This window comes from Chloroherpetonaceae bacterium (assembly GCA_033763895.1).
Classification (GTDB): domain Bacteria; phylum Bacteroidota; class Chlorobiia; order Chlorobiales; family Thermochlorobacteraceae; genus JANRJQ01.
Genome location: JANRJQ010000004.1, coordinates 353,538 through 375,873 on the forward strand (window position 1 = coordinate 353,538; position 22,336 = coordinate 375,873).

Sequence of the window (22,336 nt, forward strand, 5' to 3'; positions counted from 1 at the left end):
ATTGGTTTATTTGATTACGGCAAACTTGCCGGTCTTTGTCCCAACACCGGGCGCATCTACATGATAGAGATACACACCATAAGCGATATCTAAATTTTCAGAACTTTTTAAGTCCCATTCAACTAAAGAAGTTGGATAATTAAAAGTACCTAAACCAGAAGATTCTCGATCTCTTTGCCCAAAGAGTTCATTAGAAGGGTCATCTGCTTTAAGAGTTCGTATTAATTCACCTCTAATTGTATAAATTCTAATTGTTGATTTTAATGGGACGTTTTTGAAAAACAACTTCCTAGAGGATCTGCCTCTTGAATCTTTTCCAATTAAATTTGTTTCTGCAGTATTCGTAACTATGTATGGATTTGGGAAAACGCGAATATTTTCTAGATTATTTTTTATTCTTTCTTGGTCTTGAACTAGAGGTTCAATATTTAAAGTAAACTTATCTCCATTTAAAAATGGTTTATTCAGTTTAATAAGTATCGTATCACCATTTTCTGGAACTGTATATCTGGTGGCACTTGCAATTTGAATTCTCCAAGAAAATAGAGTATCCAATACTGGTCTTTTTCCATTTTGGTCTAAATCGAGTTCCAAGATTGATAAATTGATAGCTGCTTTTCCAATTAAACCACGGTCTGGACCTCCTAAATTTCTATCTAAAATAAATCTCTTCTTCTTTTTATTTGTTAGGTCATAAATGAAGAAATTCGTTGAATAGGAAGGAACTAAAATGGGATTGTTGTTTACTAAAACAGTAGCTGAATCACTTGAACTTCCTGTTTGAATGATTAATGCATAGTCAGCTGGAGCTTTTATTGACAATCCTTTGATTGAAGATAATAATGGTTCCGAAGTCATTGAAGTAACGACTGCCACTGTATCACCATTGTTAATTCTACCATAGGGTCTAGGATTTTTAAATCTCCATATTGCTGTGTCAAGGTTTGTTTGAGGAGGGTTTTTTACAGTAAAATAAACTCCCAATTTATTGACAACTTCAGTTTCATCACTTGCCCTATAAACAAATTTACCCTCTTGATCCTTTTCGTAAGAGGAAATCTCATACATAGGTCTCACAAAGCGTGTTCTTACATAACCACTTCGATGTAAAATAGTATCAATTGAGTTTGCATCTGCTTTATCAATAATTCTAAAATAACTTGTAAATGGACCTTTACTTTCTATAGGATCATTAATATCCTTAAGACCATTATTATTATTGTCCAAGGTATCGCTTGATGTGTCAACAAATTCTAATTCAATCTTTTTTGGCCTGTTAAACTTTCGATTGTTTAGTACAGTGTATTCCACACTTCCATTCCCTTTGTTATTTAACGCTGGAGTTAATCCTCCTTTAGAATTATTTGGATCATTGATACCACTTTCTACCGGAGAGGGGACAACGGAAACTGCGTTTGGAGGCAATCGCAACACACCCCTGCTGTCAAAAAAACCTTTAATAGCATTTTCTGAAGGAAATATTGCAGCATTATAGTCTGGTCTGTTTAATGAATCGAGAGGAATAAAACCTCTTGAGTAATTTGCAACTGCATAATAATAAGTTTTTCCATTTTGCACATCGGTATCCGTTAATGTATGAACTAATCCAGTTTCATTTCCCCTATAAAAACTAACTCCTCTAGCTTGATTTAATAGAGAACTGCCAACCATAGGAAAATAACCAAGTATTCCATTAATTTTGTCGAATTGTGCAATAGGAACTGTCCTAAATCCAATTTCACCCTGTCCACCTGAGATTAATCTTGAATCGTTAAATGAAGGGTCTGTGCTTTTGTATATTTTATAACCTTCAAACGTAAAAGCATCTTCATACAATGTGGTATCAGTCGGACTTTTTGCAAGCTTTCTGTTGATAAACCTATCAAAGTAGGTTTCACCTTCGCTAGTCCAATACAACGTTACTTTTTTATCACCCGGTACTGCACTCAAAAGCGGAGAAGGCAAGGGAGGACCTGTAAAACGGTAATTGTTATTATAAATTTCTTGAACTATATCAATATTCCTAAGTAATTCTTGTGCATTATCTCCATAAACAACAGATACTGAAAAGCGTTCTATTTGACCTCTCTTTAATGGAAAATACCCTGTTCCATAGGTGTAATCCCCGTCTTTAGGAGTTACATCCAATGAATCAAATAATCCGGGGGTAGTAATTCTCCATAAATCATCAGAATTCCCCATTCTTGGTTGGCCAGAAAGGTCAAATTTGTAACTTGACAACCCGATTTGATCAGATTCTCTTATGTCTGTCGCATCAAATTGAGATTCACCTGCTGTTGGTCTCCCGTCTGATTCACCTAAATCTTGAGATGAAGGCGAACCGTCGGAACCTAAGTCATCTAAAAAAGTCCAATCTCCATTGTTATCAATACCATCATCTCTCCTTTCGTCTATCATAGGAAAACGCAAAGGATCTAATAAATTTTCACCATTTATTGCAAGTTGTATATAGTTAACAAATCTTAATGGAGGTAATTCTTTAGGAACTGATCTTCCGGGATTTAATAAATCTGCCTCGAACTGAATTCTGCGAAAATGTAATCTATAATCCTCATCGATAATCCCATTCAAATTATCATCTATAAGATTTGAAGAAACTTCTTTTAAAGTATCCCCAACACCAACTTGAAAAATAATTCCCTGTGACTCCAACAAAATTTTTCCTGATTGAGGTATCTGATAAGCTGCTCTTTTAGGTACGACGATAAATTGATTATAACCTGCGCTTACCATTTCCGGGGTACGAATTAAAGTATCTTTTATTGTAATTACGAAATCCCCTGCTTTTAATACCCTAATTGCATTTTCTCCTCTAGCTCTAAAACTTGAATTGTCGATTGAATATTCAAACTCATAAAAATCATAACCAGTATTCGAAATTTGACCAACTGGAATTGACTTAAATTGATCTGGGATTCCTTTATTTGATACGCTGTAAGGACCTTGACTAATTGCATTCCAATCATCATCGTTGTCAATCCCATCAAACGGATTTCCGGGACTTTCTAAAAAAGCTACACCAACTAAACCAACATTTCCAACCCAATTACTTTCCCTAATATTTGAAGGATTATAGGTATAAGTAACAGATCTTCTTTGGTCAAAAACGGATACATTTGATGGAGCACCAGCCTGTCCACCAACTGCAGTACCTACTACAGTTCCAAACACTACTTTGTTATAATCATAATCACTAATGTTTTTAACATCATAAACTAAAAAAATATTGTCTTGAGCTAAAAAACTTGACCATTGCAATCCGCGGGCCTTTACTTGAAGTCCAACACCGAATCTATTCGGTTCATCAGACCGAGGTTGAAATCCAAACTCTTCAAACCATCTTTTATCAGTGGCATCATCAAACACAAAGTAACTTTCTTGATCTGCATTAAATACATTTCTCCCAAAATATCCATTCCATTCTGCTTTTCCGGTTGCAGGGTCAATCCAAGTAGGTTGATCTGGCCATTGATTTGGCCAAGTAGAAGGATCCGTACTAATTGCAGGGGACTCCCCAATTGGATTAAAAAAACCGGTAATTGGTTGTAAACCTTCAAATTGACCATTTACAATTCTATATCCTCCACTTCTTGGACCTTGTTGGGTTGTCACATACTTAGCCCTTATTACCACTTCTACGGCTGGTTTTGAATCGACAAGAATATTTTTGATTGAAATTAGATTAGGGTTATTTCGAGGTACCACAACATTTGTTCTATTATCTCTTAATCTTGTGCCCCTAGTAGTGTCGGATGCATTATCTGAAGAGCCCAAAATGATTGTGTCTTTAAATTCTCTTTCAATCCCAAAGAGTGTTTGTAAATCATATATGTATTCATTTTGCTGTTCTTTCCAAGCGAGGGATGGTAAAAGAGGAGCAACATAAGTACGACTTCCAACCAACCCATCATTTTGGAACTTTGTTAATACCCGATTTCCATTATGAAACCCGACTCTTCTAAAAGCTCTCCCACTTGGTAAGTTTGTTGGTACATTCCCTGATTGCGCAAAAATATCAATTGGTGTAAATGTAACTATAAATAAAACCACTAATTGGATTGATCTTGAAACTAAGTAATCTTTAAATAATTGAATAAACTTCATAAACATAATTTGATAATTCAAAAAGAATTAATGGTTAATGAATTTAGAAAAATATGCTTAAACCAGTTAAAATCTGTCTAGGTGCTGAAAATAATTGGGGTTGATTTAAATATTGGGATGAACTGTTAATTGACGATTCAACTGAAACATTTCTCAGTATTAAATCTGGAGTTAATTGAGCAAATGGATAATTTCCTGTTTGATTCTCTGCATCAAGCACATTATAAACTTGGAAAAAAACTCCAAAACTAGTGTCTCCAAATTTAAAGTTTTTTTGAGCTCTGAAATCTAAAGTAAAAGTTGTTTCTCTTCTTAGTGTATTCGTTACAATCTCTCCCCTACTACCTCGTGTCAAAATTTCAAATGGAGCATTTAAATCAGGAGTAAATGGAAACCCACTACCATAACGACCTATTGTACTAAATTCCCACCCATCAATCTGAAATATGCCAGTAACATTGAAGGTATGTCTTTGATCCCAATCCAGAGTAATTAATTGGGTTGGTAATGGTGAATTTGAGGACAAAGCAACGGCGGCAGAAGCAGGGTCTGAAGCATTGCCTTGTGCTATTTGAAAAGTATAATCTAAAGAAAGGTTAAAATTTTGTGACAATCGCTTATTAATTCCAATTACTATTCCTCTTACTAAAGCGTAATCTGTATTTACAAATTGCGTATACGACCCTCTATCAAAGTACTCCCTAAGGAACGCACTTCCATTTAAGTTTCGAATATCATTAAAGTAGAGTGCTACATCAACACCAATATCTTCGCCGAACTGCTGTTGAAGTCCAACCTCGCCCTTAATTGTTTTTTGTGGTTTTAAATCAGCATTCCCATAAGGTCCACTGATAGCAGCACTAGGGTCTCTTCTGAAGAATGGATTTCGATATAAAAATTCAAAATTGGGGATTTGGAACACATGACCGTAGAAAAACCTCAAAATTCCTTTATCTGTAATCGGAAAAGCGACTCCAAGGCGTGGACTAAATTGCCATTTTACAGTTGCAGATCTGAAATTGTCTGATAAGAGCCTTTGCCCATTTTCAACATAAATTGGTAACACATTTCTTGTGTAAGGAATGATGTTTCCATTGGCGTCTTTTGGGAGATTTTCAGGTCTTAATGGATCATAAGGAGAGGGATCACTCGGGTCGATGGGCACAGTTCCGTCTGGGCTAAAAAGATCAAAACGAACACCGAGATTTACAATAAAGTTATTGATTTCAAATTTGTTTTGAATGTAGGCAGCAAACTCCATTGGTCTTCGTGTGTATTCATCATAACCTGCCTCACCAAGTTCCGCGCGCCTTATTGCAGGGATTCCTGAAAATAAAGATGACTCATCAAGAAACAATGGTGTACGTTGTAAATCTAATGTATGTAATTTGACATCGAGCCCCATCTTTACAAGATTGTTGTTGTCAACTTGCGACGAGATATCACCTTTAATATTTATAGTTTGCGTTGAACGGCGGAAGTGATCAGTTCCTAATCCAGTCAACAAAAATTCAAGTCCAAATTGAGCTTGACCCGGAGAAAAACTTCCTCCCACAGTCTGATCATTAATTCCGGCCATTAAATATCTTTGGTCAAGCGGATCTTCATAGAGATAACTTTGCTCTTTTGAATACAAATAAGAGACACCAATGTTATAAAAAGTAGAGCTGGATAGTGTGTGAGTAGCATTAACAATGCCGGTGTATGAAGTTCTAAAGTTTTGTGGGATTCCGAATGGGGAAAGGCTTCTTCCGAAGTCAAAATTTTGAAACTTTTCATCAGTTACCATCAATTGCCCTGATACCTTAAAGGAGCCTGAGGGTCGCCAAGTGAGTTTAGACATACCGGAAAACTTGCGATAAGGATTCATAACAACGAAATCACCGTTTCCTGTTGCATAAGGCTTAAAATCGTCATTCGATGGACGAAGAGCTTCATAAACCCTTATTCCTTCTGTGAAATCGTTAAAGTTTATTGGAACTGCAAAATAGCTATCACCACTCGGGTTAATGGTTTGAGGAAATCTAGTTCTAAACTGTTCTATTAAATCAATAAAATTCTCATTTGAAAATTCACCCGGCAGAATTCCAATAAAGCCACCGATTTGGTTATTGGTAAAAATAGAAGCCGGCAAAATATCACCTGCTTGGTAAACATTTCTACCATAAAAGCGACCTTCATCTTCATACGACCGAGCATTAAGGAAGAAGGTCAATTCATCTCCAAATCCGGGGATTGCACCGCTTAAGCTGCCTTGAAAATCGCGCACACCGAGCCGGGCAAAATTATTGACATTTTGAAAGGTTTCAGTTCTTGGGGTTGCATAGCCTCCCAAAAACGATTGGAATGATCCGCTGAGCTTAGAACCCCCTTCTTTGGTTACAATATTTACTACAGCAGAAAGTGCTTGCCCATATTCCGCGTTGTATCCTCCGGTTAAGAGTTCTAATTCTTGAATCGCTTGACCTTCAACACCGATATTATTGACACCACGGCTTTGATTTCCGTCATAGACATCATTCACTGAAAATCCATCAACGATATACATTGCTTCACCACGGCGACCGCCACGGAACGTTCCGCCAACGGCACCACCTTGAAGTTCGAGCACTTGGCTTGGATTTTGAATTGGAAGGGATTGAATTTCTTCTGAACCAACAGCCGCCCGGGTAGCGGTCATATCTTTAATTACAACCGGCCGTTCAGCCGTAATAACCACTTCTTCTGTGGTGACTTCGGTTGTCGAAAGCTTAAAATCTGCTCTGGCTGTTAAATCTATACTAACTTTAAGTCCAGAGATAGATTTTGGTTGGTAGCCAACATAAGATGCAGTTACCGTGTAGGCACCGGGCGGGATATTAAGGATGGTGTAATTACCTTCAACATCTGAGCGAGCCCCAAATTTTGTTCCTTCCAAACGGACTGTTGCACCAATTAAAGGATCCCCGGTTGTAGCATCGATTATAGTACCTGCTATTTTTCCCGTAGTTCCTAATACAGACTTTTTGTCTTCTGCCTGCAACACTCCTGTTCCAACACACAATGCAAAAAGAAGGAAAAGGATGTTGTGAAGTCGGTGTGCAACAGTAATTGCCCTTTGGCTTTGTAACAATGACATCATAACAATACAAAAGAAAAAGTTCCACAAAGGCACATAGCTTTGAGCACCGATGTGTTATGGTTTAGAGCAAAAGATTTGATAAAAAATAGGGAAAGCAAAAAAGAAGGAAGTAACGAAAACCGTTTTTCACTCGGTTTCTTTGACTTGATCAGATATGATAGATTTTTTGAGCCTGAAGGAAGGAGAAATACTGAAAAAGGTAATTGAAAAGATAGAAATAGCGATTGAATCTTGAGTGCTACCTGTGAATAAAAAAATGTTGGAATACGGCTGAACTGAGGCTGATAAATCAGAGTATTTAGGAGAGTATTTAGAGTATCAAACTCATTAAAACGGGTAAAACTCACTGTCATAAAAATTTACTGCTTAATCATCCAAGAAATTAAACTTGGAACTTTCTCGTAAAAAAGCATCCATTGGATAGATGCATTTCATTCTTACTAAGGAACGCTAAAGGTAAAATGAACTCCAGAGTGAAACTAAACCACATTTCGGGTGAACCCAATTAAGACCGTTTATGCTTCATCTCGAGTCTTGTGAAAGTAATACAATTTCTTAACACAAAAAAAACATTTCAGAAAAAAACATACATGACCTATGAAACTCACTTCTTACTCTATAATTGAATCGGCTTACTTTTTTCAAGTTACTTTCACCCTCCGAGATAATGAAAAGAATTGAATAAGTCAATACTTCATTCTTGATATTGAACTTCATTTATCAAAATTCTGAAATAAGATTCTTGATACGCATTAATCGACTTTGTTTCGAATAACACTTTGCCAATGCTCCATCCAGATTTTTTGCTCTTCTGCCGTTACTTCATGTTTTATAGGCATTCTTTTATAGTTCAGTTTGGTTAGCCAAGGGACATTTTGGTTATTTATCTTTCTGGAAGGGATACGATAGAACTTTTCCATTTGTAGCACGAGAGAAGAATCAGAAGTAACATAATCGTAGAATTTTTTTGCATCGTTCAAGTTGTTACTTCCTTTTACAAGAGCGATTCCTTCGATTGCAAAAGCTGTACCTGATTCAGGAATCACAAAACCAAAGGGGAGTTTATTTTGTTGATATTGCAAGAGTGCATCCGTCACGTTCCATAGAGTTAAAGGTGCTTCACCTCTTGATATTTTCAAATACATTTGTGTCGGGTCGGCCGCATATCCTCTTGTGTTCTTATGAAGTCTCTCAAGCCAGTAATAACCTGAGTCTAATGATCCGGTTCTATCCATTTCTTTTTGAATCATCAAAGAAAAAATAATTCTCATTGTGCCTGATTGAATTGGATCACGGATGATAATTTTTCCTTTCCATTTTGGATTCAGCAATTCATCCCATTCTTTTGGCACTTCAGTTGATGAAATTAGATTTTGATTAAACATGATGCATTCTGGAGTGATGAAAGTCGGCATCCACGCAAATTTTTCTGATCGATCAGGGAGTGAAATTTCATTGCTCCAAGCGGGCTCATACGGTTCTAAAAGTGATTCCTTTTCTGCCATTTGAAAGAGCTCTTTTGGCCCTCCCCACCATACATCTGCTTGTGGCCTTTGCTTTTCGGAGCGAATTCTATCAAAAGCTGCTTGCGAACCCATATCAAGCCAAACGACATCAATGGTAGGGTTCTCGGCTTCAAACCGCTTTTCAATTTCACTCAGCATTTCCTTTCCGTGTGGAGAATAGACTACGATTTTTCTCTTCGCGTTTTCTTTTGGGTTGCACGCGTAAAGCATCTGCAGAAGCAATAGGCATATTAAGTAGGGTATTATTTTGGAAATAAAGAAGCGGTTATGATTCATCATTCGATTTTTGCCTTCTGTGATTGTTTGGTTTCATTTACGAGTACCTCTCCGCTTACCTTAAAGATGCGATAATTTTTCAGCCCTTGATCGCTTTCAAAACCATAGCCAGTGATTATTTCTGTTGGTTTTTGAATTTTGACAAATGAATTGGATCGAATCATTTTATCGGCAGCATCCCAAAGAAGTGAATCTGTGGTGATTATGGTATTTTCTGTTGATATCACAACCACACTATCGTAGGCAAGCATATTGTTATTGACATACACGAGCCCCTTTTTGGAAGTTAAAACGGAAGTGACTTCTCCTGTCCCGTTTAAGAAATTTACTTTTACCCCGAGTTCAATTTGCTTTTCGAGTTGGCCGTTTCGAGGGTATTGTGCGATGTAACCTGCATTAAGGACTGCGCGAACAAATCCGGAATCGCTAAAAGAAACAACAGCATTCCACGTTTGTTGAACCGGATAATTATCACTTTCGTAGGTGGCATCTATTTTTGGAGGTTCGGGTTTTGACTGACAACCAAAATGAAGAATCGAAACAGAAATTAAAATCCATTTCCAAAAGGGCTTCACACGATTCTCCATCATAAATTATACTCTCTTCAAAATCACGCCTGTTTTTGGTGGTAAAAAAATCACAACACCGCTTGAAGTTTTCCCTTGAATGACTCTTTTTTGAATAGAACTTTTTTTGGTTTGCTTCACATTCATTTTTCCCACCTTCACATTGGTTTGGTAAGATAGCTCAACCTCAATGTTGTTAATCATATCCCACCATTTTCCATCAACATTAATAATTACTTTTTCCGTGATATCACCGTTATTGATTGCAACAATGAAGTGTTCATCGTCACTTTCCGAATTTCCGCTTAGGCGTCTTTCAAAGGCAAATATTTTTTTTGCGTCATCTTTAAGAATGGTTCTGTAAGAACCAAACTGAAGCGCCGGAGAATGGTTTCGAATTGAAATCAGGCTCTTATACCAAAGCAGAAGATTATTATCGGGCTTGACTTTATCGGGAGTACGGGTTGAGCCGTCGGGGTTGAATTTTTCGGGTTTATAGGCAATATCATCCCAAATCATCGGCTTTCGGTCACAAGGGTCATTGGCTCCCCACATTCCAACTTCATCGCCATAATAAATCATCGGAGCGCCAATATAAGTCATTTGAAAAAGCGCAATCAGTTTTTGAATTATAATTTCATCGTTGTTGGGTTTGCGAACTTTGAAGGCTTTATTACTGCCTTTCGAGAGTTCAAAATATTTCCCGAAATCTCGATAGTTTCCAATATCTCGGTTTACAATTTGTGTTGCGAGACGAGCGGCATCATGACTATCCATAAGGTTTTGCATACCGTAAGCGACCTCTTCCGGAAAAGATTCTCGAAGTTGTTTCAACTTTTTATCGAACTCACTCACTGAAATTCGAAAGGGCTTTGAGATGAAGAAGTCAAAAACTGAAAATGCAAAATTGTAATTCATCACCGCATCAAATTCATCACCCAAGAGGTAAGGCTTTTGGGCCTCGGGAGTATCAATGACTTCTGCTGTGAGGTAGGCTTCGGGGTTAATGCTTTTCACAAACCCCCGCCACCGTTTCCAAAAAGGATGTCCAACACAAAAAGCAACGTCCAATCGCCAGCCATCAATACCATTTGCACGATTGCCGTTTGGCGACATCCAGCGCTCGGTTGATGCATAGATATATTGTTTTAGAGACTCGGGGTAATCCCCATCGATTTCATTGAGTTCTGGGAGTTCTTTAACGCCAAACCATCCGGTATAATCAAATCCTTTTCCATTGGAATCGCCAAAATTCTTGATGATAAACCAATCCTTGAATCGAGAATTTTCACGGTTGATTTTGACATCCTTAAAAGCAAAACTTCGAATGCCAAGATGATTAAAAACGCCATCAAAAATGATGCGAATCCCCTTTTGATGGGCTTCTTCTATCAATTTAAGCGCTAATTTATCGGCCTCTGTCCAAACCCAAGTGGTTGGATCGTCAGGGGTTTCGGAGTTCATAAGTTCGCGGTCACGACTTGGTGATGGTCCAAAGTTCGGGTCAATATGGTGATAGAGCATTCCATCATACTTGTGGGAAGAGGGGGCTTCAAATATTGGATTCAAATAAATGGCGGTTATCCCTAAGTCTTTTAAGTAATCGAGTTTATCAATGATTCCTTGTAAATCACCTCCGTACCTACGGCGTTGAATATTGAACCAAATGTTCTTACCATTCTTTTTTTCATATGGTTGAAGTTCGTACCAATCACTTCCCCAAGGATGGATTTGCCACGGCGAAAGCGTATCATGCGGGTATGCTCCGCTGAGAGTTGAAAGTGTTGGGTCATTGGTGGGGTCTCCATTTCGAAACCGCTCAGGGAAGATTTGATACCAAATTGCGCTTTTTGCCCATTTTGGAATTGAACCCGAAAGACCATTGCGTTTACTTTCCGAAGTTTCTAAAGACTGTGAAGAAAGTGGAAGTGGCGAAAAAAAATAAACAAAAAGAAAAATCGAAAATAAAATCGATTGTTTTGATTTTATTCTTAATTGATGGCTTTGCAACTGTAGAGGAACCTTCTTAAAACTGCCTCTGATATGATGTTGAATGAGGTTCAAAAAAAACATAAATGATAAATACAATGAAATCTGAATAATGCATTTTGAGGTTTGGATATAAGGCTGTTGCTTTATAAATCTAAGAAGGTTTTATCATTTTCCTACCATTTGCAAAAAGTTTTCAATTGCTGAATCAAGGGTATGCGCCGAATATTTTTCATTATGCTTTCGCTTTTTATCTTTATTGGGTTGGTTCTAAGCATCTCGCTTGTTTCAGTCTATCGTGCAGCTACCTATTATCATCAATTTTATCAACTAAATGAACCGCCGTCTTTTTCTACGACATTGGTTTTGGGTCATAAGCTTGAGCACGATTTACCCAGCGATATTTTGCTTTCAAGACTTGATAAAGCATTTGACCTTTACCGTAACGATTATACAGAGCGCATTATTGTTTCAGGAGGAATTTTAGGAGAAAATCAAAAATCTGAAGCAGAAGTCATGAAGGCAATTCTCGTTGAAAAAGGTGTACCAGAAGAAAATATTTTTATGGAAGCCCGTGCTTCAAGTACCATCGAAAACTTTCAATTTTCAAGAGTTATTTTGGATAGTCTAAAAGAACAACAGGTAATTCTTGTAACAAGTGAATTTCACGTTTTCCGCGCCCAACTGATTGCTGATAATAATGGGATTTATGCAGTACCTGTTCCAAGCAACAGTCCTGACGAAGGGCTATTTCAATTGCTGCGCGAATCAATATTATCCGTTTTCTATCTTTCAATTCAACAGTGGGGAATCGATGAACACCCAAACCCGATACACCCTTCATTCAAGCCAGAAAAAGAAATGATGGCAATGCAAAAGTTCATTAAAACACAGCACTGATTCCGAATGTGGGAACAATCGGTAACATGCCGGTTTCTGTCCGGATTGGCTCCGGACGCGCACCAATTGGAACATCAATCTGCTCCGGTGCACGATTCCGATAACCGATTACATTGGTTTGATTATAGAGATTAATGATATCGAGGTAAAACTGCCACGATGCTCCCCAAAATTCAGTTGAATAAGTGATTCGAACATCAAGCCTTTGATAAGTGGGTAATCGCCCTTGATTAAGATTTTCCTCGCCTCCAAATTGAATGTTAAAAAGCACACGTCTTCCGGCTTCTAATTGGTCAACATCAATACTGACCGCACCGAGGCTATCCACAAGTAACCGCGGCTGAATTCCAAGGGGATTTGTGATTGGAAACCCAGAACCAAATCGCCATCGTGCACCGATGTTCCAAGATTCGTTAAATCGATAATCGGAAACGACATTAATGGTATGGCGCTGATCAAAATTAAATGGTATGGTGATTGCATCGCGATTTCGATTTGCAAAAGCCAATGAATAAGTAATCCATCCACTGAATTTGTCGTCGCCCGATTTCTTTCGCTTTGCAAGCATAAATTCAATTCCATAAGCGGCCCCAACGCCGTCATTCACAGGAGTGGGAGAAAGTTGAAACCCTGCCGTTGAATCAATTCTCCAGTTTCGTTCGTCGTAGGCATTTCCTCCTAAGAAGGTGGCTGAATAAACTTGGGACGGTGTTTTTGTTTGAACCAAAAGCTGGCTTAAATCTTTGTAATAAATCTCCGACTTAAATTGCCATTTGTCATCAAGCCAATGATCAATACCTAACACATAATGAACGGCCTGCTCGGCACGGAGTGAGCGAATGAAATCATTGGTTTGAGAGAGATCAAAAAATTGATTTTGATCAATCAACTTTTCATAACCCGGTGATTGGAAGTATAGCCCCCAAGCGCCTCGCAGGGTTGTGGCTTCGCTGATTGAATAAGAAAAATTAAAGCGAGGAGAGAGGTAAAATCGGTTATTGATTTCGTAATAATCAAGTCGAATACCGGGTTGAATGTAGAGCCTTTCAGGAATCACTTCCCAACGGTCTTGAATGTATGCATTGCTTCTGAAGTAAGTTCGAGCTTGAATGAGGGTGGTATCGAAGGGCAACGCTCCAACTCTCCCATTGGATTGAATAGCACGAAAGATGGCACGAAGCCGCTCATTGGCCGAAATAAAAAAGGAAAGTTTGGTGGTAAGAACATCAAGTCCAACTCCTGATTCGATAAAATGGCGATTGGATCGAATTGATATTTCATCACGAAAAGAGGTTTTGATGAAATTAAAACTTGAATTTGATTCAAGGGATTGATTGGCGAGTGAATTTGGATTGACAAAAGTGCAATCTTCAAGGCTGCGGTAGAAATCGCCGCGGTAATTGAAGCGATCGACAAACACTCCGCCAAAAGAGGTTTCGCCGGTATTGCTGTACCAAGACACGACAAATCGGTTAAAGACATTTTCATTGGGCCGATAGTGCCACGATGCACCCAAGGTATTATTATCCGTTTGATTTGTCACCGCTGAACTATCCGGTCGCTCGTTGGTTCTTGCCGCGGTAATCACATTTACGGCATCGCGGCTTAAGAGGGTCGTGAATTGAAGGCGATGTTCATCATTGATTTGGAAAGCAATCTTTGACTGGAAATCGGTAAAATTCGGGAAGGCCGTTTCTCTGTCAACCAATCCGGTACTTTTTAGAATCGGCCCTACTATGAGATCATAATATGTCCTTCGTGCTGAAACAATCCAAGACCCATTCAGGCCAAATGGCGCTTTACCTTCAGAAACGATGTTTGCATCAGTCACATTGGCGTTGATGAGTGAGGTAAAGCCGACATCTCTTGTTCCATCTCGATTTGTGACGTCCAAGACAGCAGAAAGGCGATCGCCGTAACGAGCAGGAAAGCCGCCGGTAATTAGATTGACATCAGAGATGGTTTCTGGATTGAACATACTGATTGTCCCATAAAGCCGGTACGGATTAAAAACCTCGATGTCGTCGATAAGCATAAGGTTTTGATCCGGGCCGGAGCCACGAACAATCAATTGAGACGAGAAGTCATTTTGAGCGAGAACTCCGGGTACCGATTGAAGGGTTCGGAGCAAATCTTCAACTCCGCCGGCAATGGCTTTGATCTCACGGGGTTTGAGTTTGTAAACGCTTGTTCGAACATCTTCTTTCTTTTGCCTTTCTTCATCAGCCACAACTTGAATTTCGGCTGTGGTAACATCACTTTCTTTTAATTCAAAGTTGCGTGTGACATTTTCGTCTTTGACTTCAATCAGAAATTCCGCTTTTTCATAACCAATGATTGTTGCGGAGATGATATAACTTCCACTCGGAATCCCTGTCATCAAATAAGTCCCGTCGTTTTTGGTAATTGCCCCGTACTGCGTTTTTTCCAATCGGATTACAACACCGGAAATCGGCTCCTTGGATTCAGTACTCAAAACCTTTCCTCTCAAAGTGAAATATGCTTCTTGACCAAAGGAAGTAACAGGGTAAATAGCAAGAAGAAATGCTACCGTAGCGGAGAAGAAAAACTTAAATCGCTTCACACTGAACATGAATTATTTGGGTATTCGAAATCAACGCGGACTTGTAGTTGAACATTTCTAAAATACAACGGTTTGATTAGCCAAATAGGACAAAAGACTTCCGAAAAAATCGGTAAAAGTTGCCCTTAAAGTCACACGCCTTTAAACGGCATTATTATATATTCGTTTCCTATCAAAATTTTCTTTAACATTTCTTGGCTGTACAATCCAAATTAATTCCGAACAATGATGAAGTTCCTTCGTTCCATTTTGAGTTTCTTGATGCTTTCGCTTGCTTTGCCGCTTTATGCTCAAGATTCTATCTCCGTTTATTTCCATTATCAACCTACGGCAACAGCTTTGAGGGCATTTCTACCGGGCGAATTCAACGGCTGGGGGCCAAATACTGCCGGAAGAATTGCAACGAACGCTGTATCGAAAATGGACGACCCTGATTTTTTTGTTCCATTCTACTCAAAAACTTTACGGTTACGAGAAGGCGGAGGAACAGGGTCAACCCCACAAGGAACCGGTTACCAATACAAAATGCATGAGCAGTATAATGGCGATGGGTCAAATTGGGCGTGGTTTAGTGATCCGGCAAATCCTCTCCGATTTAGCAACGATCAGAATTCTGTCGTTATTGTCCGCCATCCAATGATATTCCAACTTGAACCGGGAAATAATAAGGTGATTCAAGGAACGGATACTTATTTGGCGGCAACTCTTGCAGCTCGTAACAATGACCGCATCAATATTGACAGCTCTAAGATTTTCTTGAATGGGGTTGATTTGGGTTCGCTTCGCCCTTACTATGATTCGACAAAACAATTTTTTTATGTTTCATCACTTTCAAGCAGTTTTTCGGGGCGCACACTTCTTAATGGCACAAATAAACTTTTGGTGAGAGCGGTTACTTTTAGCGGTGCTGTTCGTGAAGACTCTTCTACTTTTTCTGCAATCGTTGCCACACCAGTTGATGAACCGCGTCCTGCCGGCATTGTTGAAGGTATCAATTATATCAATTCCACCACCGTCACACTTTGCCTCTTTGCACCATACAAAAAATTTGTTCATGCCATCGGCGATTTTAATAATTGGGAAGTTCAGCCGAGTTTTCTTATGAAAAGAGATTCATTAAAAGCGGACAGCGTTTTTTATTGGATTACACTTACAGGTTTGACACCGGGTCAAGAGTATGCATTTCAATATTTGGTGGATGGTAATTTGAGAATTGCAGATCCTTACACCGAAAAAATTCTCGATCCATTTGATGATCAATTTATTCCTTCTGCCACTTACCCAAATTTAAAGGCTTACCCATCAGGAAAAACATCCTTTCAAGTTTCAGTTTTCCAAACCAATCAAACGCCATATCAATGGAATGTGCCGAATTTTCAACGTCCCGATAAGCGCGACTTGGTGATTTATGAAATGCTTGTTCGTGACTTTATTTCTGCACGAAACTTTCAAACCTTGATTGATACCTTAGGTTACCTTCAGCGCTTAGGGGTGAATTGTATTGAATTGATGCCAATCAATGAATTCGAAGGCAATAGCAGTTGGGGCTATAACCCGTCTTTCTTTTTTGCAGCGGATAAATACTACGGTACCAAAAATAACTTGAAGAGATTTATCGATACCTGCCACGCAAGGGGCATTGCCGTTGTGGTGGATATGGTGCTGAATCATCAATTTGGACAGTCACCTTTGGTGCGGCTTTATTCTTCAGGCGACTACGGTCCACCTACCGATGACAATCTTTGGTTTAACCGCATCGCACGCCATCCCTTTAATGTTGGCTACGATATGAATCACGAAAGCAAATTCACACGCGCTTTTGTAAAACGCGTCAATGATTTTTGGCTGAATGAATTTAAGATCGATGGATTCCGATTTGACTTATCAAAAGGATTCACGCAAGTCAATTCAGGAAGCAATGTTGGGCTTTGGGGACAATACGATGCATCGCGAATCGCGATATGGAAGCGTATTTATAATGAGATTCAAGCCACAGCGCCGGGGGCTTATGTGATTTTGGAACATCTTTCTGAAAATCAAGAAGAAACCGAGCTCGCCAATTTTGGGCTGATGTTTTGGGGCAAGTTGGTTAATAATTACAACGAATCCACAATGGGTTATCACGAAAACAATAAATCTGATTTGAATTGGGGTTACTTTGCCAATCGCGGTTGGTCACAAAATAATTTAGTGACGATTATTGAGGATCACGATGAAGAGCGGTTAATGGTTAAGAATATCAAATTCGGTGCGCAAAATCTATCCGTTGGTTACAGCACGAGGAATCTCAATACTTCACTCGATCGCATCAAAGCCGCAGGTGCGTTTTTCTTCACAATTCCCGGCCCAAAGATGTTTTGGCAATTCGGTGAACTTGGTTATGACTTTTCTATCAATTATCCCACTGATACCGAGAATTCACGCCTTGCAGAGAAACCAATTCGGTGGGACTACTTCAATAATGTTGCTCGCCAAAATCTTTACAAAACCTACGCTGCTTTGATTAAACTGAAGAAGGAAAACCTTGCTTTTCGTGAAGGCACGGCTTCAATGTCAACTTCAGGCGGAATGAAGCGAATCAAGATTACTCATAACGAGATGAATGTCACGGTGATTGGTAATTTCCTTGTGAATACAAGTACAATTCAACCGCTTTTTCACAATGCGGGTGTATGGTATAATTATATGAAAGGCGATAGCATTGTCGTTTCAAACACAGATACCATCATGACATTGCAGGCCGGAGAATTTAGAATCTATACCTCGAAAAAATTACCAACACCGGATCAAGGAATTGATGTGGCATTGAGTGTCGGTTTGGATTCTCGTGCAATACCACGTGCGTTTGCACTTGAGCAAAATTATCCGAACCCATTCAACCCCTCGACATCAATTCGCTATTCGATTCCGACCGCTGGAGAAGTTAGCCTGAAAGTCTTCGATATTTTGGGAAGAGAAATTTCCACATTAGCCACAGGACGCCACGATGCAGGAACATTTCAAGTCAATTTTAATGCGGCATCACTTTCCACGGGGGTTTATTTCTACCGCCTTACTTCGGGTTCGTTTTCTCAAACACGAAAAATGTTATTGGTGAAATAAGACATTCAATGATTTCTTTTAAGCCCTGCAAGCTACCCTTGCAGGGTTTTTTATTTTTGATACGTTTGTAGAATTTTTTCGTTTTGGTTTTCAATTAATACTTCAGGATTTTTTTCGAATGTTTAAACATCGGGTTCAAGCCTATTTAGAAGGTCTTCAAAATCATATCACATCTACTTTTGAAGCGGCTGATGGAAAGGCTCGATTTCAGGAAGAATCGTGGGTACATAAAAACGGCGGCGGCGGAAAAACCCGTGTCATTGAAAATGGCGCTGTTTTTGAAAAAGGCGGGGTTAATTTTTCGGCCGTTTCTGGTGTTTTACCACAAAAGATGGCAGATAAAATGAGAACATCGGCCACCCCTTTTTTTGCAACGGGTGTTTCTGTCGTGATTCATCCGTTCAGCCCAATGATTCCAACGGTTCATTGTAATTTTCGATATTTTGAACAGTATGATGATAATGGCAATGTCACGACTTCTTGGTTCGGTGGTGGTGCTGATTTAACACCATATTATCCCTTCTTGGAAGATGTTCAGCACTTTCACCGCATTTTGAAATTGGCTTGTGACCCGTATGGCGAATCGTTATACTCGACTTATAAATCTCATTGCGATGACTATTTTTATCTTCCTCATCGTAAAGAAACGCGTGGCGTTGGGGGAATATTCTTCGACTATTTGAAAGAAAATCCCGAACAAACCTTTCAATTTATTCAATCGTGTGGAAATGCCTTTTCAGAGGCTTACCTGCCGATTGTTGAAAAAAGACAGCATGAACCATTTGGAGATTCGGAAAAGCATTTCCAATTTTTGCGCCGTGGAAGGTATGTGGAGTTTAACTTGGTGTATGACCGAGGCACCCTTTTTGGACTGGAAACAGAGGGACGAACTGAATCGATTTTAATGTCTTTACCACCATTTGCCGCTTGGGGTTATAATTATTCGCCGGCTGTAGGGTCGCGAGAAGCTATTTTGTATAAATTTCTAAAACCACACGATTGGTTAAATATCAATGATATTTGAACTTTTAATTGATGACTCACGAAATCATGATTCACCATCGCTTTGATATCGCCTCTATTCGAGCCTCAATTCTGTTGCTCATTTTTTTATCGTTACCAAACTTGCTATATGCACAGGTTAGTGTAAAGGCAACTGTTGATAATCCGAATCTTGTTTTAGGTGAACCGTTCAGTTACACTGTTGAAGTTCAAGGGAATGCGAATTTTAATGAGGTTCAATTAGGGAAAACGCAAGTCTTCGAAGTGATGCAAGGTCGCGTTTCGCAATCCTCGAGCTTTAGCATCGTTAACGGGCGGGTTTCACAATCAAAGTCGCTTTCATATCTCCTTATCCCAAGAAAGGAAGGGAGACAAACCATCCCTGCAGCTACGGTCGATATCGGCGGCACAACATACACCAGCAACTCAATTGATGTTGTGGTTTCTAAAGGCGCTGCTCAAGCTCCGGCTCAAAACAAAGGCGGAAAGGGGAACGAGCCGACTTTAGCCGCTGATCAAGCTTTTATTAGGCCCTTGGTAAGTAAAACAAAACTTTTTGTTGGCGAAGCCGCGCTAGTGACTTACAAATTATATTTTAGAATCAACATCATTAAGTATGAACAAACGCAAGACATCAAGCCTGATGGTTTTTGGATTGAAAAATTTGATTTAGGAAACAACTCACCAAGTACCACAGAGTATTACAACGGCGCAGTTTATCGCGTAGCAGTGATAAATAAAATGATTGTATTTCCAACGCGAGCCGGAGCTCTTGAAATTTCTCCTTATTCTGCAACCTGTGAAGTTTTGCAACGTGATTTGAATTTTAACCGTGGGGTTGTACCTCAAAATTTATTCCAGTTCTTTAATTCAATGGGTTCAACTTCCACAATCCCGATTAAAGTGTACTCACCCTCAATAAAATTTACAGTATCGCCGACGCCTGAGCCAAAACCGCTTTCTTTTAACGGCGCGGTTGGGAAGTACAATTTCACCGCTACTATGAGCAAAACTCAAGTCAAAGTTGGTGAACCGGTGACATTCAAAATTGCCATCGAAGGGGAAGGAAATATCCCCACTTTAAGCGATATCGCGATTCCCTTTCCTTCTTCATTCGAAGCCTACCCGCCCGATGTTAAACAAAAGAAAGAAACTACTACGGGCTCCCTAATTGGATCTCGAACACAAGAAGTTGTGGTGGTTCCTCGCTCTGAAGGTCATTTTGATTTGGGTGAGCTCGAATTTTCTTACTTCAATCCTTCAAAGAAAAGTTATATCACCTTAAAGTCGAATCGTTTTGAACTTGATGTTCTTCCCGACCCAAATGCCGTTTTTTCAACGACTTCCCCATTTGCTTCCGCAACCGGTGAAATCAATTTTATCAAACCAAACTCTGAAACACTCACGCGTATTGGAAAACCAATTTATCTGAGTTTTTGGTTCTTTGGACTTTTGCTTCTGCCTCTCATTGCTTACATCGGGGTTGGAATTATTCAAAAGCGAGATGAAAAACTTCAAACTGATGTCGCTTTTGCGCGAAGTTTTAAGGCATCTCCAGAGGCAAAGAAGCGTTTGAAAGCGGCTTTGGATTTTAAAAACAAGGGCGATCAAAAAGGATTTTTTGGTGAATTGGAGCATGCTCTCATTAAATACATTGGCGATCGTTTCAATACAGATACCTTCGCCTTCACAAATACCGAACGGCGTGCCTTTTTGGAATCAAAAGGTATTGATTCGGAGTTAATTGAAAAATGTATTTCTACACTTGATATGGCTGCGGAAATTCGGTATGCGCCTGAAGGAATGGTCAAAGCCGATCTTGATGATTATTACGATAGAACCTCAATTGTCATTACTGAACTCTCTAAGAAAAAGTAACCGATGCAAAAACTTCTTTACATTGTTCTTTTGACTTTACTCATGTGTCCTTCTTCGTTGAAAAGCGAGGGCTATCGGATTCAACAAGCACAAGCGGATTTCAAGGAAGCGGGAAAATTTTTTGTTGAAAGAAAATTTGCATCATCATTAGAGCTCTTTCGAAAGATTGATTCCTCGGGTTTTGGTTCAGGGGAATTGTACTATAACATCGGTAACTGTTATTACAAAATTGGTGATTTCGGAAGAGCTATTCTTTATTATGAACGCGCAAAAAAGGAACTTGGTGAAAATGACCCCGACATCAAAAATAATCTTGATCTCGCTCGGTTAAAAACAAAAGACCGAATTGCTGAACTACCAGCTTTTTTCCTTTCTACGATTGCGCGTCGAGTCTTGTCTTACTTTCCTATGTGGTTCTCTGGAACTTTGGTTCTTATCTTTTTTTATCTTTTGTTTGCTTCTCTGATTGTGGAGATGCGTTTTGGTCTTCCCTTTTCACCTACTTTTAAAAATGCGATCAACATCACCCTTTCTGTTTTATTAACCATTTCGTTGGTGATTTTTCTCTCAAAGGCTTACCAAGATTTTCAGCGTGATGAGGCCATCATCTTAAGCCCAACATCAGCCTTGAAGAGCGAACCTCTCGAAAAAGCTTCAACACTTACTGAAATTCACTCCGGCTTAAAAGTGATTATTCTTAATGAAGAACAAAATTGGTTTGAAGTTCGGCTGCCAAATGGCGATAAAGGGTGGATTAATCAACGCGACGCTGAACGCATCTAAGATAGTTTATGATTGATCACTCTTGGGAAAAGTTTATGCGTCAAGCCTTGCGTGAAGCCGAAAAGGCATCCGAAAAAGGTGAAACCCCGGTTGGTGCTATCATTTTGGATTCTAACGGATTTCCAGTCGGGAAGGGATATAATCAAGTGGAAATGCTGCTCGATGCCACGGCGCACGCCGAGATGATTGCTCTCACGGCTGCAATGAATACGATGCAATCAAAGTATTTACAAGACTGTACGCTGGTGGTAACGATGGAGCCTTGCCCTATGTGCGCAGGTGCTTTGGTACTGTCTAAAATCGGCAGAATTGTCTTTGGTGCATACGATTCAAAAATGGGCGCGTGTGGCACCATTTTTAATATTACCGATTCCGCAAAAACCAATCATCGCATTGAATCTATCGGTGGAATTTTAGAGGGTGAATGCAAAACGGCGTTACAGAATTTTTTCATCACAAAGCGGATGAAAAACTAATTCTCTAA

The 22,336-nt window shown here is 39.3% G+C and carries 13 protein-coding genes; 7 read left to right on the forward strand and 6 right to left on the reverse strand.

What is annotated here, in order from left to right; genetic code table 11:
* Positions 1 to 6: 6 nt before the first annotated feature.
* Positions 7 to 4,125, reverse strand: coding sequence for a hypothetical protein (locus SFU91_02200; GenBank protein ID MDX2127830.1), 4,119 nt, complete (start codon positions 4,123 to 4,125; stop codon positions 7 to 9).
* Between the two features lie 43 nt (positions 4,126 to 4,168).
* Positions 4,169 to 7,246, reverse strand: coding sequence for a TonB-dependent receptor (locus SFU91_02205; GenBank protein ID MDX2127831.1), 3,078 nt, complete (start codon positions 7,244 to 7,246; stop codon positions 4,169 to 4,171).
* 39 nt (positions 7,247 to 7,285) lie between these two features.
* On the opposite strand from SFU91_02205, the gene SFU91_02210 reads away from it, so the two are divergent.
* Entirely contained in the window at positions 7,286 to 7,453 is a 168-nt protein-coding gene (locus SFU91_02210) for a hypothetical protein (GenBank protein ID MDX2127832.1), read from the forward strand.
* Positions 7,454 to 7,998: 545 nt separating this feature from the next.
* Here the strand turns inward: SFU91_02210 and SFU91_02215 are convergent.
* From SFU91_02215 to SFU91_02225, 3 genes are all read right to left on the reverse strand, one after another.
* Positions 7,999 to 8,982, reverse strand: coding sequence for an extracellular solute-binding protein (locus SFU91_02215; protein ID MDX2127833.1), 984 nt, complete (start codon positions 8,980 to 8,982; stop codon positions 7,999 to 8,001).
* Between the two features lie 65 nt (positions 8,983 to 9,047).
* Positions 9,048 to 9,638, reverse strand: a complete 591-nt coding sequence (gene lptC / locus SFU91_02220) for an LPS export ABC transporter periplasmic protein LptC (GenBank protein ID MDX2127834.1) — start codon at positions 9,636 to 9,638, stop codon at positions 9,048 to 9,050.
* A 3-nt stretch (positions 9,639 to 9,641) separates the two neighbouring features.
* Positions 9,642 to 11,687: a glycoside hydrolase family 13 protein gene (locus tag SFU91_02225; GenBank protein ID MDX2127835.1), complete on the reverse strand. Its 2,046-nt coding sequence runs from the start codon at positions 11,685 to 11,687 to the stop codon at positions 9,642 to 9,644.
* A gap of 132 nt (positions 11,688 to 11,819) precedes the next feature.
* On the opposite strand from SFU91_02225, the gene SFU91_02230 reads away from it, so the two are divergent.
* Complete coding sequence (locus SFU91_02230) at positions 11,820 to 12,503, forward strand: YdcF family protein (protein ID MDX2127836.1); 684 nt, start codon at positions 11,820 to 11,822, stop codon at positions 12,501 to 12,503.
* On the opposite strand, the gene SFU91_02235 is transcribed toward SFU91_02230, so the two are convergent.
* Entirely contained in the window at positions 12,487 to 15,096 is a 2,610-nt protein-coding gene (locus SFU91_02235; GenBank protein ID MDX2127837.1) for a TonB-dependent receptor, read from the reverse strand. The two genes, SFU91_02230 and SFU91_02235, sit on opposite strands and share 17 nt — an antisense overlap.
* 216 nt (positions 15,097 to 15,312) lie before the next feature.
* Between SFU91_02235 and SFU91_02240 the strand changes: the two genes are divergently transcribed.
* The 5 genes from SFU91_02240 to SFU91_02260 all read left to right on the forward strand — a co-directional run bounded on the left by SFU91_02240 (position 15,313) and on the right by SFU91_02260 (position 22,328).
* Positions 15,313 to 18,189, forward strand: a complete 2,877-nt coding sequence (locus SFU91_02240) for an alpha-amylase family glycosyl hydrolase (GenBank protein ID MDX2127838.1) — start codon at positions 15,313 to 15,315, stop codon at positions 18,187 to 18,189.
* Between the two features lie 118 nt (positions 18,190 to 18,307).
* On the forward strand, positions 18,308 to 19,213 hold the full coding sequence (hemF, locus tag SFU91_02245) for an oxygen-dependent coproporphyrinogen oxidase (protein MDX2127839.1): 906 nt from the start codon (positions 18,308 to 18,310) through the stop codon (positions 19,211 to 19,213).
* Positions 19,214 to 19,239: 26 nt separating this feature from the next.
* Positions 19,240 to 21,069: a BatD family protein gene (locus tag SFU91_02250; protein MDX2127840.1), complete on the forward strand. Its 1,830-nt coding sequence runs from the start codon at positions 19,240 to 19,242 to the stop codon at positions 21,067 to 21,069.
* A gap of 3 nt (positions 21,070 to 21,072) precedes the next feature.
* Positions 21,073 to 21,852: a hypothetical protein gene (locus SFU91_02255; GenBank protein MDX2127841.1), complete on the forward strand. Its 780-nt coding sequence runs from the start codon at positions 21,073 to 21,075 to the stop codon at positions 21,850 to 21,852.
* 8 nt (positions 21,853 to 21,860) lie between these two features.
* The gene (locus SFU91_02260) at positions 21,861 to 22,328 is read left to right on the forward strand and encodes a nucleoside deaminase (protein MDX2127842.1); all 468 of its coding nucleotides are present in this window, start codon (positions 21,861 to 21,863) and stop codon (positions 22,326 to 22,328) included.
* Positions 22,329 to 22,336: the final 8 nt, after the last annotated feature.